The following is a 13,338-nucleotide window of genomic DNA, read 5'->3' as shown; positions in this document are numbered from 1 at the left end:
TATCCGGACGCTAAGTTGCAATGCTCACAACGACTTGTAGTACTACCGCACGTAGTACTACGTTGAGTGGAGACCACCCCAGAGCGAACCGCCGGTGGCCTCCTCACCCATGCCCCGCAGGGAGAAAGCCATGCACAACGACGAGAACGAGGAACACTGGACCGACCACGCCATCTGCCGCGGCGCCGACCCTGATCTGTTCTTCCCGATCGGCTACTCCGCGCCGGTGCTCCAGGCCCAGATGGACGCGGCGAAGGCGATCTGCGCGAACTGCCCGGTGAAGGCGGAGTGCCTCGCGTGGGCGCTGCGGGTGGGCGAGCCCGACGGCATCTGGGGCGGGACGACCCCGGAGGAGCGGCGCTACCTGCGCCGGACGGCGGAGGCCCCCGCGCGGCGGCGGCTGCCGGTGATCGTGGTTCGCGGCGACGCGTCCGAGTCGGAGCACGCCTCCGCCGCCTAAGGCAGCAGGGCGACCTTGCCCACGACGCGCCGGTTGAGCAGGTCGTCCAGGACCCCCGGTGCGGACGCGAGAGGCTCCGTGCGCGGGGCCACCGGGTCGAGCCGGTCCTCGGCCACCATCGCGAGCAGCTCGTCGAGGAGAGCGCGCTGCTCGGCGGGGTGCGTCATGGACCAGGCTCCCCAGTCGACCCCGACGACGGAGCGGTTGCGCAGCAGGACCTGGTTGAGCGGGAGGGACGGGATGTCCCCGGACGCGAAGCCGATCACGACGTAGCGGCCGCGCTCGCGCAGGGCGCGCAGCGCGGGGTCGGCGAGGGCGCCGCCGACCGGGTCGTAGACGAGGTCGACGCCGCCGTCCGACCAGGCGCGGGCCGCGGCCTTGACGTCGGTGGGGTCGACGGCGGAGTCGGCGCCCGCGGCGAGGGCCGCCCGGCGCTTCTCCTCGGACGAGGCGACCGCGAGGACGCGGGCGCCGAGGGCCGTCGCGACCTGGACGGCGGCGAGGCCGACGCCGCCGCCGGCGCCGAGGACGAGGACGGTCTCGCCGGCGGCGAGGGCGGCGCGGTCGCGGAGCGCGAAGAGCGCGGTGCAGTAGCTCTGGGTGAAGGTCGCGGCGCGCGGGGCGTCCAGCTTGTCGGGGATCGGGACGGCGGCTGCGGCGGGGACGGCGACGTGGGACGCGAACCCGCCGAGCCCGCACATCGCGAGGACGCGGGTCCCGTCGGGGAGGGTGCCGGCGACCTCGCTGCCCGGGACGAACGGGAGCGGCGGCTTGATCTGGTACCGGCCCTGGACGAACAGGGCGTCGACGTAGTTGACGCCCGCCGCCTCGACGGTGAGCAGGACCTGGCCGGGCCCGGGTTCGGCGGGGGCGGTGTCCTTGACGACGACGGAGCCGAGCTCCTCGCAGATCGCAGCGCGCATCCGTCCACTATGCCGGAAACCGAATCGGGTTCACCATCGGGCACCTTCCCGGGGGCGTGCGCGTTGACCCCGGTGACGGCAGGATCGATCGGTCATACGGTGGCGACATGAGCTACACCCCCGACAGGCAACGCTCCGACGGGCTCGTCAAGGCCGGCACGCGCGCGCTGTCGGCGGCGGTGCTCATCGGCTCGGTGACGGTCGTGATGTGGATTCTCGAGGGTGTCGACGTGCTCGACAACGGCGCGCTCGACCAGTTCGGCATCCAGCCGCACGACGTCGACGACCTTCCGGACATCTTCACCGCGCCGTTCATGCACGCGGGCTTCCCGCACCTGATGGCCAACACGATCCCGTTCGTGATCCTCGGGTTCATCGCGGCGGCGCGCGGCATCGCGAAGTTCCTCGCCGCGAGCCTGATCATCATCGTGGTGGGCGGGCTCGGCGTGTGGTTCTTCAGCTCGGCGAACACGCTCGGCTCCAGCATCCTGATCTTCGGGTTCTTCGGCTACCTGGTCGGGCGCGGGATCTTCGAGCGGCGGGTGCTGGACGTGGTGATCGCGGTGCTGGTGGTCGCGGTCTACGGGACGATGCTGGTCGGCGTGGTCCCGAACGACCCGACGATCTCGTGGCAGGGCCACCTGTTCGGGCTGATCGGCGGCGTGCTGGGCGCGTGGTTCCTGCGCCGGAGCCGGGTCGAGCCGCCGGCGGTCACCCGCGGCATCTGAGGCCCGCGCTCACCACCGGCCGCGGTCACCGGCCGGGAGCGAGGGCCGCGGTCACCGGCCGGGGGTGAGGTCGGCGGTCTCCGCCTCGACGCGCCGGGGCCGGGCGGCGACGGGCTCGTCGAGCCGTTCGGTGGCGGCCGGGGCCATGAGGGCGGCGAGGCCGAAGGCGACGGGGATCCACGCCGCCACGGCCAGCCGCGGCATCTCGTCGACGAGCGGGTGCATCGACGCGACGGCCGCGCCCGTGAGGCCCGCGGCGGCGAGCGGCCAGGCGGCGTCCCAGCGGACGCGGGCGACCAGCCCGGCGGCGGCGAACAGGAACGCGGCCGGGATCAGCGGGTTCTCGAGCATCGCCGGGCCGATGTCGCCGCTCCACAGGTCCCCGGCCGCGTCCGAGAGCCGGTGCCACGGGTCGGGCACGTCCGGATGCCGGAAATGCCGGGTGAAGGTGTCCTGGAGCGTCTCGTGGACGCCCGGCAGGTGCAGGGCGGAGCTGATCCACAGGTTGCCCGCGAGCACGAGTGCCGCGACGCCGGCGACGGCCAGGAACGTCCGCCGCGACGCGAAGACCGGGAGCAGGAGCACGGCGCCCGCCGCGAGCGCGGCGGCCAGCGCGACGCCGTTGGCGGGCTTGACGACGCACAGCACCGCGAGCGCGCAGGCCAGCAGCGCCGATCCCGCGATCACCGCGCGTCCGCGCAGCACCAGCACGGCGCCCGCGAGCGCGGCCGTCACGCAGAGCAGCATGGGCGCCTCGGCCAGCAGGCGGCTGGCCCAGAAACCGGTCGGCAGCAGGTAGAACAGGGCCTCCGCCGCCAGGGCCTGGACGGGCCGCAGCCCGACGGCGAGCGCGAGCAGGACGGCCGCGACCCCGCACGCCACCCCGAGCGCGGCCGTCCCGGCGGCGAACCCGGACAGCCCCATCACCCGGATGAACGGCACCGTGAGCAGCGGGTATCCGGGACGCGAGGTGAAGATCCGCTGGAAGCGGGCCGGCGCGGCGCCGGGCAGCGCGGCCCGGTACCGGACGCAGTCGGCGCGGCTCCCCGCCGGGCGCGGGGTGCCCCGCATCAGGGCGTCGCAGGTGATCTCCGCTGCGCCGCGGTCGGCGGCGGGCGCGGACCAGCCCGCGTACCGGAGCGCGTCGCGCGCGTACCAGAAGGTGTCAGGCGTGGCGGTGGCGGCGCTCCCCGACCAGCGCAGCAGCCACAGCCCGGAGCCGAGCAGGACCGCGACGAGGAGCAGCAACGCCATCCGCGCCCCGGGCCGGTCGAGCGGGCCCGGCGCGGCGACGTCCGCGAACCGCACCTGCCGGGACGGCCACAGCGCCGGGAGCCATCGGCGGCGCCAGGTCCGCGGCATGCGGGGCGGCGGCTGGTGCGTCCCGCCGGGTTCGGGGCCGTCGCCGGGGATCCGGCGGCCGGCGTCCTCGGGCCGTGAGTAACTCTGCGTCACGACCCGACCACTGCCCGCCCGCCCGCACGGCAAGCGAGTTATGCGGATCTATCGGAAATAATTGGACATCCCTATAGGTCCCGGGTCGTCCGGAAAACCGCTAGTTCGGCCGGACGGTCACGTCCGATACGACCGCGTCCCGCGGCGTCTCCAGCGCGGCGACCAGCACGCGCGCCACGGTGCCCGGCGCGGCGAAGTCGTCCTCGGCGTACGGGTGGCCCTCCTGCGCGCGCACCCTCCGCTGCATCTCCGTCGCCGTCCGCCCCGGGTAGACCGTCGTGACGCGCAACGACGGCTCCTCCGCCCGCAGCGAGTCGGCGAGCGCGCGCAGCCCGAACTTGCTCGCCGCGTACGCCGACCACTCCGGGTTGGCGCGCAGCCCCGCGGTCGAGTTGACGAACACCACGTGCCCCCCGGCCGCGCGCAGCGCGGGCAGCAGCAGCCGCGTCACCTCGGCGGCGGACACCAGGTTCACCGACAGGTGGTCCATCCACTCGTCCGCCTCCAGCTCGGCGACCGGCGACAGATGCACGACACCCGCCGCGTGGATCACGCCGTCGAGCCGCCCCGGCAGCTCCGCGCCCGCGAGCACCGCCTCGATCCGCCGCGGCTCGGTGAGGTCCAGCGGGACCGTCGTGATGGACGCGCCCGGCGCGGCGGCGGGCGGCGCGCCCGGCGCGATCGCGATGGACTGGGTGGCGGCGTGCGCGGCGCCGGTGCGCAGCTTCCCGGCCAGCTCGCCCAGCCGGTCGGGGGAGCGGCCGGTGAGGACCAGGTCGTGCCCGCGCTCGCGCAGCAGCTCCGCGACCGCGGTCCCGATGCCGCCGGTCGCCCCCGTGATCAGATACGTGCCCATGGGGCCCCATTCTCCTCGATCTCCCTACCCCGATGGACGCGCGGGGCGCCGCGCCGGTTCGGGCGCGGCGGGGCGCCGGTGCGCGCGGGGCGGGGCGTCAGTTCGGGCGGAGGACGCGGGTGACGCCGGCGATCAGCGCGGTCGCGAGCACCCACCCGGTCGCGATCAGCGCGTAGGCGACCCACCGGGACCAGTTCTGCGGGTCGAACGCCTGCTGCTGCCCGAACGTGTCGATCGGGATCAGCAGGTCGAGGCTGTAGACCAGCGCGTGGAAGTGCGGCTGCTCCGCCGGCTGCTTGATCCCCTTCGGATGGTCGAGGGAGAACACCACCGTCCCGACGGCGAGCAGCACCGCGAACCACGCGAACGCCAGCCACGGCCGGTACCCGTAGCCGACCGTCCAGTCCAGCACGAGGTTCCACGCGCGGTTGATCGGGCTCGCCTTGCGGCGGCGGGCGCGCAGCTTCGCGAGCTGCACCTTGCGGGCCAGGTCGTCGTGGCCGATGCCGTGGTACCAGGCGGCGAGCTGCTCGTACGGCTGGAGGTGGAACTCCGGGTCGCGGGACACCCAGCTCAGCCGGTCCTTGAACTCCCCGCCGCGCAGCGTCTGGTACGTCGTGCCGTTCAGGTACAGCTCGTCCGGCCAGATCGACGGATGGTCCATGATCAGGTCGATCCGGGAGAACGACAGCGACACCCGGCCCTTGATCTTCTCCGCCGGCCACAGCAGCAGCTCGTCGCAGACCATGTGGCTGGCGTGCAGCGCCATCCGCGCCGGGTCGCCGGAGTCGAGCAGCCCCTTGGAGAACGACAGGATGCCGTTGAACCTCGCGCTGCGCAGCCGGACCGTCCCGACCGCGTGGAAGCCGGCGCTGAACTCGGCGGTGTTCTCGACCACCATGTTCTGCGCGTCCAGCGCGATCCGCCCCGGGTTGGACAGCGTCGTGCCCTGCATGAACAGGCCGCCGTTCATCTTCGCGCCGACGAGCCGGACCCCGCCGGTGATGTGCGCGTGCTGCGCGAACATCCCGACGTCGACGACGAGGCCGCCGCTGAACAGCGCCCACTTGTCCGGCGCGGACGCGGTGATGCGGGTCCCGTTCATCCGGAAGCCGCCGAGCAGCTGCGCGCGCGGCAGCCGCACCTCGCCCTCGATCTCCGAGCCGGACAGGCTGAGGTACCCGTCGGCCTGCAGCCCGCCGCCGTCGAAGCCCGGCATCCGGCAGTCGCCGAACCGCAGCTGCCGGGTGCGGGCGTTGGCGAACCGCGGCTCCTCGACGAGCCGGCACCGCTCCAGCCGCAGCTCGTGCTCGACGGTGCCGCCGGACACATCCAGCCGGCCGGTGACGTACGCGCCGCGCAGCCGGACCGCCGCGACGGCCCCGGACCGCGTCTCGGCCGCGCCCAGCAGCAGCCGGTTGATGACCTCCGCCCGGACGATCCGCTCGGGCAGCGGCCCGGCGGGGCGGTCGTCGCCGAGGACGACGCGGGCGCCGGTCGGGAACGCGGCCCACAACCGCCGCTCGGCGGCGCTGAGGCCGGGGGGTTCGCTGGGGGGCCGGGACACGGGAACCCTTTCTACGCGGAGACCCCCTCCGCGATCAACACCGCGGCGGGGGTCCGCGTCGTCCCCCCAGGTCAGGGCTTAGAAGAAGCCGCGGCGGCGGCCGGCCTCCTGGAGGAAGCCGTCCAGCTCGCGCTCCCAGTCGGTGTGCTCGACGGTCGCGTAGTCGACGGTGAAGCGGCTGAACGCGTCGTGGCCCTCGGTGAAGACGCCGCCGCGCTTGTCCAGCTCCAGCACGACCTCCATCGACTGCGGGTACGACACGAACGTCACTTCGAGCTGCTTGATGCCGTGCCCGTACTGGTGCGGCGGGTGGAACTCGATCTCCTGGTAGAACGGCAGCTCCTGGTGTACGCCCCAGATGCGGCCCTTCTCGCAGTCGGCGTTGCGGAAGTGGAAGCCGAGGTTGGAGAACGCCGCGAGGATGCGCTCCTGCGCGGGCAGCGGATGCACGGCGATCGGGTCGAGGTCGCCCGGGTCGAGCGCGCCCGCGACCTCCAGCTCGGTGGCGATGCCGACGGTGGTGCCGTGCAGCGGGTGCCCGTACATGTGGGTGAGCGGCGCCTCCCACGGGATCGGGAACTGGAACGGGACGCTGTGCCGCATCCCCTCCTCCAGCTTGAACCCGCCCGCGACCGGCATCTTCGCGTACTCGATGTTGGAGGTGTACTCGCTGTCGTCGGTCTCGACCTCGACCCGGGTGCGCAGCGCGAGGTTCACCGACTTGATGTCGGAGTTGTACTGGCCACCGATGATGACGACCTCGCCTGTCACGACCCCGCCCGGGGTGGTGTTCGGGTCGTGCAGGGTCGTCTCGATCGAGGGCCCGCCGATGCCCATCGCCTGCCGCAGCTTCTTGAAGACCAAGGTCCCGTCCTCCTGTGTGTCGAGCACCCCCGGTGCTCCCGTCGTCCCATAGACGCGCTTACGGGAGAGTACGTTCCTTAATGGCAGGTCGTAAGGCGAATCAGTGGCCCCCACCGGCCAGGTTCAGGCCGACGACGCCGACGATGATGCAGAGCAGCGCGCCGATCTTCACCGCGGACACCTGGTCGCCCATGACCAGCATCCCGAGCGCGGCGGTGCCGACGGCGCCGATCCCGACCCAGACGGCGTACGCGGTGCCGACGTCCAGCGTCCTCAGCGCGTGGCTGAGCAGGCCGAAACTGGTCACGGCGAACACGAGGAACCCGGCGGACGGCAGCCACTCGGAGAAATTCTTGCTGGCCTTCAGGCACAGCGCCATCGCGACCTCGAACAGGCCCGCGAGGATGACGAGGATCCACGCCATGGTGACTCCCGGATGCGTGAGACGGCACGGTCACGCGTCGTCTTCGCTTTCCGGGTACGGCGCACCTCGTCCGGGAGGGCCCGCCCGGGGCCCTCGTCCGCGTCAACGGCCCCGCGGTGCGGGGTGTTCCCGCCGGTGGCCCATGTCACCGGCGGGAACGTGCGGGCGCGCGGAACGCGGCCTCAGGAGCGTCCCAGCGCGCGGTACTCCCAGCCCGCCGAGCGCCACTTCGCGGCGTCCAGCGCGTGCCGGCCGTCCACGATCCGCTTGTGCCGGACGACCTGCGCCAGCGCGTCCGGCTCGATCTCCTTGAAGTCCGACCACTCGGTCAGCAGCACGACCACGTCGGCGTCCTGCGCGACGTCCAGCGCGCTGTCGCCGTAGCGCAGCTCGGGGAACGCGCGCCGCGCGTTGTCCAGCGCCGCCGGGTCGAACACGCGGACGTGCCCGCCGAGCCCGTGCATGGTCCGCGCCACGTCCAGCGCGGGCGCGTCCCGGATGTCGTCGGAGTTCGGCTTGAACGCCGCGCCCCACGCCGCGATCCGCTTGCCGGAGATCCCGCCGAGCATCTCCCGGACGAGGTCGACGGTGCGGGCGCGCCGCCGCCGGTTGATGTCGTCGACCTCGCGCAGGAACGACACGGCCTGCCCGACGCCGAGCTCCTCCGCGCGGTGCGCGAACGCCCGGATGTCCTTCGGCAGGCAGCCGCCGCCGAAGCCGAGGCCCGGCTTGAGGAACTTGCCGCCGATCCGGTCGTCGAGGGCGAGCGAGTCGGCGAGGTGCTTGATGTCGGCGCCGACCGCCTCGCAGACCTCCGCCATCGCGTTGATGTAGGAGATCTTCGTGGCGAGGAAGGAGTTCGCGGCGACCTTCACCAGCTCCGCGGTCGCGAGGTCGGTGCGGACCACCGGGGTGCCGAGGTCCAGGATCGGCTTGAACGCGGCCTCCAGCCGCTCCAGCGCCCAGTCGGACGCGACGCCGAACACCAGCCGGTCCGGGCGCATCGTGTCGTCCACGGCGAAGCCCTCGCGCAGGAACTCGGGGTTCCACGCCAGCTCGACCTCCTCACCCGCCGGGGCGAGGTCGTGGATGACGCCGGTGATGCGCTTCGCCGTGCCGACCGGGACCGTCGACTTGCCGACGACCAGCGCGCGCCGGGTCAGGTTCGGGGCGAGCGCCCGTACCGCCGCCTCGACGTAGGTGAGGTCGGCGGCGTCCGACCCCGGCTGCTGCGGCGTGCCCACGCACAGGAAGTGGACGTCGCCGAACTCGCCGGCCTCCTCGAAGGAGGTGGTGAAGCGCAGCCGCCCGGACTCCAGCGCCTTGGTGAGCAGCTCCGGCAGGCCGGGCTCGAAGAACGGCACCTCACCGGACGCGAGTCTGTCGACCTTGCGCTGGTCGACGTCCACGCCGAGGACCTCGAAGCCCAGCACGGCCATGCAGATCGCGTGCGTGGCGCCGAGGTAGCCGGTGCCGATGACGGTGAGCCGCGGGGACTCCGTCGGGTTCATTGCACTTCTCCTTCTTCACAGCTGACGGAAGAGACGACTCCCGATGGCTCTAGGAGCACTTGCCCTTGTTGATCAGTTCGCCGCCGGAGACCCTGTTGTCGCAGGCGACCGTGTTGCCGTCCGAACCGAGGAAGATCCCGACGCCCTTGGCGCCGCCCAGGTCGATGACGTTGCGGCGGAAGACGTTGCCGGTCCCCCAGCCCTTGTACTCCTCGTGGGTCTGGAAACCGTCCTTGACCGTCCTGGTCCCGCGGTTCCCCTCGATGACGTAGCCGTTGCCCTTCGCGTCGACCCACGAGTCGTTGACGCCGCCGCCGGACAGCTGCGAGCCGTCGAAGACGTTCCCGACGAGGCGCCCGCCGGACGTGCCCTCCTTGATGTCCACCGCCTCCGCGGTGGCGGTGATCCGGTTCCCGGCGACGAGGTTGGCGTCGCTGGCGTCCGGCTTGCCCTGGGTGAGCTGGCCCCAGTTGTTGTGCGACGAGCCGAGGTACACGCCCTCGCCGAAGCGCGGGTTGCCGCGGCCCGTGCGGGTGATGGTGTTGTACTGCACCGCGTTGCCGGTGCTGAAGTTGCGCAGGTGGATCGCCTCGTCGCCCACGTCGTGGACGTTCAGCCCCTGCACGACCGTCCCGCTGGTGCCGTCGAGCATGACGCCCTTCTGGCTGCGGGTGACGGTGAAGCCGATGAGCCGCCAGTGCGCGGCGTTCTCCAGGTGGAAGCCGTAGCCCTTGGTGACGGCGCCGCCGTCCAGCACGGACTGCGGCGTGCCGCACACGAAGATCGGCTTGGCCGGGGTGCCGGACTTCTGGCTGGAGTACTGCCCGGCGTACCGGCCGGGGGCCAGCCGGATGACGTCACCGGGCGCCGCCGTGTTCAGCTTCTCCTGCAGCTGGACGGGGCCGTGTACGGTGACCGTCGCCTTCGGGCACGCGATCCGCCGGTACGACGACGGCAGCGGCATCGCCGGCGCGGGCTGCCCGATCCCGCCGCCCGTGCCGGACCCCGAACCCGACCCGGCGCCCGCGCCCGCCCCGGCGCCCGCACCGTTCCCCGTGCCGGCGGGCGTGGCCTGCCCCGCCCCGGGGAACGGGTCGGTCCCCGCGGTGTCCTTGGACTTGCCGCCGCCGCCCTGGGTGGCCAGCACGACCACCGCGCTCGTGGCGACGGCCCCCACGACCAGCACCCCGGCGAACCTCACATCGATCTTCACTGTTCACCCCCGTCCCCGTTCACGCGCCCCCGCGCGTCAGGAGCACTTGCCCTTCTTGGTGAGCTGGCCGCCGGACACCTTGTTGTTGCAGGCGATCGTGTTGCCGCCGACGGTGTCGTTGATCCCGACGCCGTTGCCGCCGTCCAGGTTGATCGTGTTGTTGCGGAACACGTTGCCGGTGCCCCAGCCGTCCATGATCTGGTGCACCTGGAAGCCGTCCGCGGGCGTCTTGTCGCCCTTGTTGCCCTCGATCAGGTAGCCGTTCCCCTTGACGTCCACCCACGAGTCGTTGTGCTTGTCGCCGCCGGTCTTCGACCCGTCGAACACGTTGTTGAGGATCTTGCCGCCCTTCGTGCCCTCCTTGATGTCGATCGCCTCCGCGGTGGCCCGGATGACGTTGCCGCGGACCACGTTGTTGTCGCTGTTGTCGACCTTGCCGCCGGAGACCGACTTGAAGTTGGACTGCGCGGTGCCGAGGTACACGCCCTCGCCGAACTTCTCGCGCCGCAGCCCGGTGTTGAAGATCTTGTTGTACTGGATGGTGTTGCCGGTGGAGAAGTCCCGCACGTGGATGGCCTCGTCACCGATGTCGTGCACCGTCAGGCCCTGCACGACCGACCCGTTCGTGGTGTCGCCGACGACGCCCTTCTGGCTGTTCTGCACGGTGAAGCCGATCAGCCGCCAGTAGTTCGCCTTGTCCAGGTGGAAGCCGTAGCCCTTCTTCACGCCGCCGCCGTCGATGATCGACCCCTGCTCCCCGCACAGGAAGATCGGCTGCTGCTGCGTGCCGGACGCGGTCGCGACGAACTTGCCGACGTACTTGCCCGGGTTCATCTTGATGACGTCGCCGGCCTGCGCGCCCTTGAGCGCCTGCTGGAGCGAGTTCGCGTCGCTGACGGTCTTCGTCGGCTTCGGGCAGGCGACCTTCCCGCCGCCGTCCGGGACGGGCAGCGTCAGCGGCGCGCCGGCCTGCGCGCCGCCGCCCGAGCCGCCGTCGCCGTCCCCGTCGCCCGAGCCCTCGTCGCCGCCCTGGTCGCCGCCGTTCTGCGGAACGGGGCTGATCTTGCCGTCCGCGGACGTCTTCTTCGAGTCGCCCCCGCCGCCGCCGGTGGTGAAGATCAGCACCAGCCCCGCCGCGACCAGCGCGCCGACCGCGAGGCCGATGATGAACTTGACATCGATCTTGATCGTCATTGCCGAACTACTCCTTGGATGACCGCTCTGGTGCGTCGTGCCGCGTGGGCGCCGGGCTACCGCCCCGCGCGCGCACCGACCCGCTGACCGTCCTGGGAGGGGACGGTATCGGCGCGGCGGAGCAGCCGCACGGGCCGTTCCTCGAGCTTGTCCTGCGCCGCGTACGGGTGGGCGCCGAGGCTGCCGATGCGCAGCCGGGTGCCACGGGACCGGAACATGGAGACGGCGACCAGCAGGAACACGCCGCCCCAGATGACGTTCAGCGGCTTGAAGATCCGCTTCAGCCAGGTCGTGAAGCCCGCGGTCTTGTGCCATCCCTTGATGTTGTTGTTGGCGTTCTGGTACTTGCCGGTGGCCCGGTCGACGTCCATCACGCTCGTGCCGGCGCCGCTCAGCGTGTTCCCGGTGATCACGGTGCCGCCGACGTTGCCGCGCAGCGTCAGCCCGTGCCGGTGCGCCGACTGCACCGTGTTGCCGTTGAACGCGCCGTTGGCGTCCCGGAGGTACAGGGCCGTCTTCCCGCCGGTGATGACGTTGCCGGACACCGTCGCGGCCGTCATCCCGTCGCGCACCACGATCCCCTGCCGGGCGAAGCCCTTCACCTGGTTCCCGGCGATCTGGATGCGGGTGCCCTTCTCGCGCGCGACGATCCCCATGTCGCCGCCGCTGATCTGGCTGTTCTGGACGGCGACGCTGGTGCCGCCGAGCAGCTCCACCCCGTACCGCTTGTTGTTCCGCGCGACGCTGCTGCTCACCAGGTTGTTGCCGAAGCTCGTGATCGCCTCGCCGGACGCCGACGGCCCCTCGGCGAGCGGCTCCCCGTTCAGCGTGAACCCGTTGCCGCCGTTCTCGTTCGACGTGCAGTTGGTGACGCGGACGCCCTCGGTCCCGCGGGACAGCACGAAGCCGTCGCCGCGGCTGGCGGTGACCGTGGTGTTCTCGATCGTCGCGTTCTTCGCGAACCGGTGCAGCAGCACCCCGTCGACCAGGCTGTTCTTGATGTCGGTGTTGGTGATCTGCACCTGGTTGGACGCGGTGACGAACACCCCGTAGGCGTCGCCGTCGAAGCTGGAGTGGTCGATCGTCCCGCTGACGAGGCTCGCCGTCGGCACCTCGAACGTGCCGCCCTTGCCGGCCGCGCCCGCCGGGGTGACCTGGACGCGCTGCCGGTCGCCCTGCGTCGCCTCCTGCTGGCCGTCGGGCAGCTGCACCCGGTGCGCGGGCCCGGCGTCGGCCAGCTCGGCGGACGAGTCCGGGCGGTCGGAGCCGGTCAGCGCGACGCCGCCGGTCCGGCCGCTCCAGAAGCCGAGGTTCGACGCCTGCGTGTAGTGCATCTCGAACGTGCCGCCGATGGCGCGGATGTAGGCGCGGCCGTCGGCGACCTGCGTGTCCGGCTTGTTCGTGTCGTCGTTCCAGCTGGTGAAGCGGACCGGGTTCTGCGCCGACCCGTTGATCCGGACGGTGCCGCCCGCGCTGACGATCGAGGTGAACGAGCCGGGCACGCTGCGCATCCGGATCGTCAGCGGCCCGGTCGAGCTCTGCAGGATCAGCTTGCCGCCGGCCGCGACCATGACGTTGACGCTGAGCAGGTACGAGCCGTCGCTCTGCTTCTGGAAGTCCTGCCCGGCGAGCTTCTGCAGCTCGGACACGTAGTAGGGCTGCCGGCGCTGCGGCAGCATCAGCGTCCGGCCGGTGGCGGAGGTCATCAGCCGCGGCTGGCGGGCCGCGGCGGCGGCCGCGCCGCCGCCCGCGAGGTCGGACTCCTGCTTGGCGCGGATCTGCATGACCCGCAGGTCCTCCTGGTCGACCAGCGTCGACTGCTGCCGCGCCGAGCTCGGCGCCACGTCGTCGACGCCGGGCAGCCCGCCGTCCTGCTGGGAGTAGACGCGGTAGGCGTACGTGCCGCCGCCCGCGAGGCCCAGCACCAGCAGCGTCGCGACGACCTTGCCGGCGCCGCCCTTCTTCTTCTCCGGCGCGGCGCCGTGCCGCGGACCCGAGGGCCCGGCAGGTGCCGGCCCGGCGGCCGGTGTCGGCCCGCTCATGTCAGACCCCCCTCTGCGGCTGCGGGACGCCGCCGCGCGGCGTCGGGTGCGGCGGCGTCGCCGGCGGCGGCACCGGGCGCGGGCCGGTCGTCTGCGACGAG

The 13,338-nt window shown here is 72.3% G+C and carries 12 protein-coding genes and 1 riboswitch; of the genes, 2 read left to right on the top strand and 10 right to left on the bottom strand.

Annotated features, from left to right (window positions below; translation table 11 throughout):
• The first annotated feature begins 130 nt into the window (after positions 1–130).
• Positions 131–460, top strand: a complete 330-nt coding sequence (locus F9B16_RS28445; protein ID WP_151543281.1) for a WhiB family transcriptional regulator — start codon at positions 131–133, stop codon at positions 458–460.
• On the opposite strand, the gene F9B16_RS28440 is transcribed toward F9B16_RS28445, so the two are convergent.
• Positions 457–1,383, bottom strand: a complete 927-nt coding sequence (locus F9B16_RS28440) for an NADPH:quinone oxidoreductase family protein (protein WP_151543280.1) — start codon at positions 1,381–1,383, stop codon at positions 457–459. The genes F9B16_RS28445 and F9B16_RS28440 overlap by 4 nt on opposite strands.
• Positions 1,384–1,490: 107 nt before the next feature.
• Between F9B16_RS28440 and F9B16_RS28435 the strand changes: the two genes are divergently transcribed.
• Positions 1,491–2,111: a rhomboid family intramembrane serine protease gene (locus F9B16_RS28435; RefSeq protein ID WP_151543279.1), complete on the top strand. Its 621-nt coding sequence runs from the start codon at positions 1,491–1,493 to the stop codon at positions 2,109–2,111.
• A 51-nt stretch (positions 2,112–2,162) separates the two neighbouring features.
• On the opposite strand, the gene F9B16_RS28430 is transcribed toward F9B16_RS28435, so the two are convergent.
• From F9B16_RS28430 to F9B16_RS28390, 9 genes are all read right to left on the bottom strand, one after another.
• Entirely contained in the window at positions 2,163–3,566 is a 1,404-nt protein-coding gene (locus F9B16_RS28430) for a hypothetical protein (protein ID WP_151543278.1), read from the bottom strand.
• 100 nt (positions 3,567–3,666) lie between these two features.
• Positions 3,667–4,422: an SDR family oxidoreductase gene (locus F9B16_RS28425; protein WP_151543277.1), complete on the bottom strand. Its 756-nt coding sequence runs from the start codon at positions 4,420–4,422 to the stop codon at positions 3,667–3,669.
• Between the two features lie 97 nt (positions 4,423–4,519).
• The gene (locus tag F9B16_RS28420) at positions 4,520–5,989 is read right to left on the bottom strand and encodes a hypothetical protein (protein WP_151543276.1); all 1,470 of its coding nucleotides are present in this window, start codon (positions 5,987–5,989) and stop codon (positions 4,520–4,522) included.
• A gap of 78 nt (positions 5,990–6,067) precedes the next feature.
• Positions 6,068–6,880 (bottom strand): sporulation protein, encoded by an 813-nt coding sequence (locus F9B16_RS28415; RefSeq protein ID WP_225992008.1) that lies wholly within the window; start codon positions 6,878–6,880, stop codon positions 6,068–6,070.
• A gap of 73 nt (positions 6,881–6,953) precedes the next feature.
• Positions 6,954–7,277: a DMT family transporter gene (locus tag F9B16_RS28410; RefSeq protein ID WP_151543275.1), complete on the bottom strand. Its 324-nt coding sequence runs from the start codon at positions 7,275–7,277 to the stop codon at positions 6,954–6,956.
• A 31-nt stretch (positions 7,278–7,308) separates the two neighbouring features.
• A riboswitch (guanidine-III (ykkC-III) riboswitch) is annotated at positions 7,309–7,374 on the bottom strand.
• Positions 7,375–7,459: 85 nt separating this feature from the next.
• Positions 7,460–8,788, bottom strand: coding sequence for a UDP-glucose dehydrogenase family protein (locus F9B16_RS28405; protein ID WP_151543274.1), 1,329 nt, complete (start codon positions 8,786–8,788; stop codon positions 7,460–7,462).
• Between the two features lie 49 nt (positions 8,789–8,837).
• Positions 8,838–10,001 carry a NosD domain-containing protein gene (locus F9B16_RS28400; protein WP_192809035.1) on the bottom strand — a complete coding sequence of 388 codons (1,164 nt, stop codon included), beginning with the start codon at positions 9,999–10,001 and terminating at the stop codon, positions 8,838–8,840.
• Between the two features lie 36 nt (positions 10,002–10,037).
• A complete protein-coding gene (locus tag F9B16_RS28395; protein ID WP_151543272.1) occupies positions 10,038–11,195 on the bottom strand; it encodes a right-handed parallel beta-helix repeat-containing protein in 1,158 nt (385 codons plus the stop codon).
• A 56-nt stretch (positions 11,196–11,251) separates the two neighbouring features.
• Positions 11,252–13,237, bottom strand: coding sequence for a right-handed parallel beta-helix repeat-containing protein (locus F9B16_RS28390; RefSeq protein ID WP_151543271.1), 1,986 nt, complete (start codon positions 13,235–13,237; stop codon positions 11,252–11,254).
• Positions 13,238–13,338 lie beyond the last annotated feature (101 nt).

Source organism: Actinomadura montaniterrae (genome assembly GCF_008923365.1).
Taxonomy (GTDB): Bacteria; Actinomycetota; Actinomycetes; order Streptosporangiales; family Streptosporangiaceae; genus Spirillospora; species Spirillospora montaniterrae.
The sequence above is the reverse complement of the archived record's forward strand: the minus strand, read 5'-3'. Positions and strand labels throughout refer to the sequence as shown.

What these genes read in the sequence shown, in the direction of transcription:
- F9B16_RS28390 (WP_151543271.1), bottom strand. Translation starts at nt 13,237, where the DNA reads ATGAGCGGGCCGACACCGGCCGCCGGGCCGGCACCTGCCGGGCCCTCG.
- F9B16_RS28445 (WP_151543281.1), top strand. Translation starts at nt 131, where the DNA reads ATGCACAACGACGAGAACGAGGAACACTGGACCGACCACGCCATCTGC.
- F9B16_RS28410 (WP_151543275.1), bottom strand. Translation starts at nt 7,277, where the DNA reads ATGGCGTGGATCCTCGTCATCCTCGCGGGCCTGTTCGAGGTCGCGATG.
- F9B16_RS28425 (WP_151543277.1), bottom strand. Translation starts at nt 4,422, where the DNA reads ATGGGCACGTATCTGATCACGGGGGCGACCGGCGGCATCGGGACCGCG.
- F9B16_RS28440 (WP_151543280.1), bottom strand. Translation starts at nt 1,383, where the DNA reads ATGCGCGCTGCGATCTGCGAGGAGCTCGGCTCCGTCGTCGTCAAGGAC.
- F9B16_RS28395 (WP_151543272.1), bottom strand. Translation starts at nt 11,195, where the DNA reads ATGACGATCAAGATCGATGTCAAGTTCATCATCGGCCTCGCGGTCGGC.
- F9B16_RS28435 (WP_151543279.1), top strand. Translation starts at nt 1,491, where the DNA reads ATGAGCTACACCCCCGACAGGCAACGCTCCGACGGGCTCGTCAAGGCC.
- F9B16_RS28405 (WP_151543274.1), bottom strand. Translation starts at nt 8,788, where the DNA reads ATGAACCCGACGGAGTCCCCGCGGCTCACCGTCATCGGCACCGGCTAC.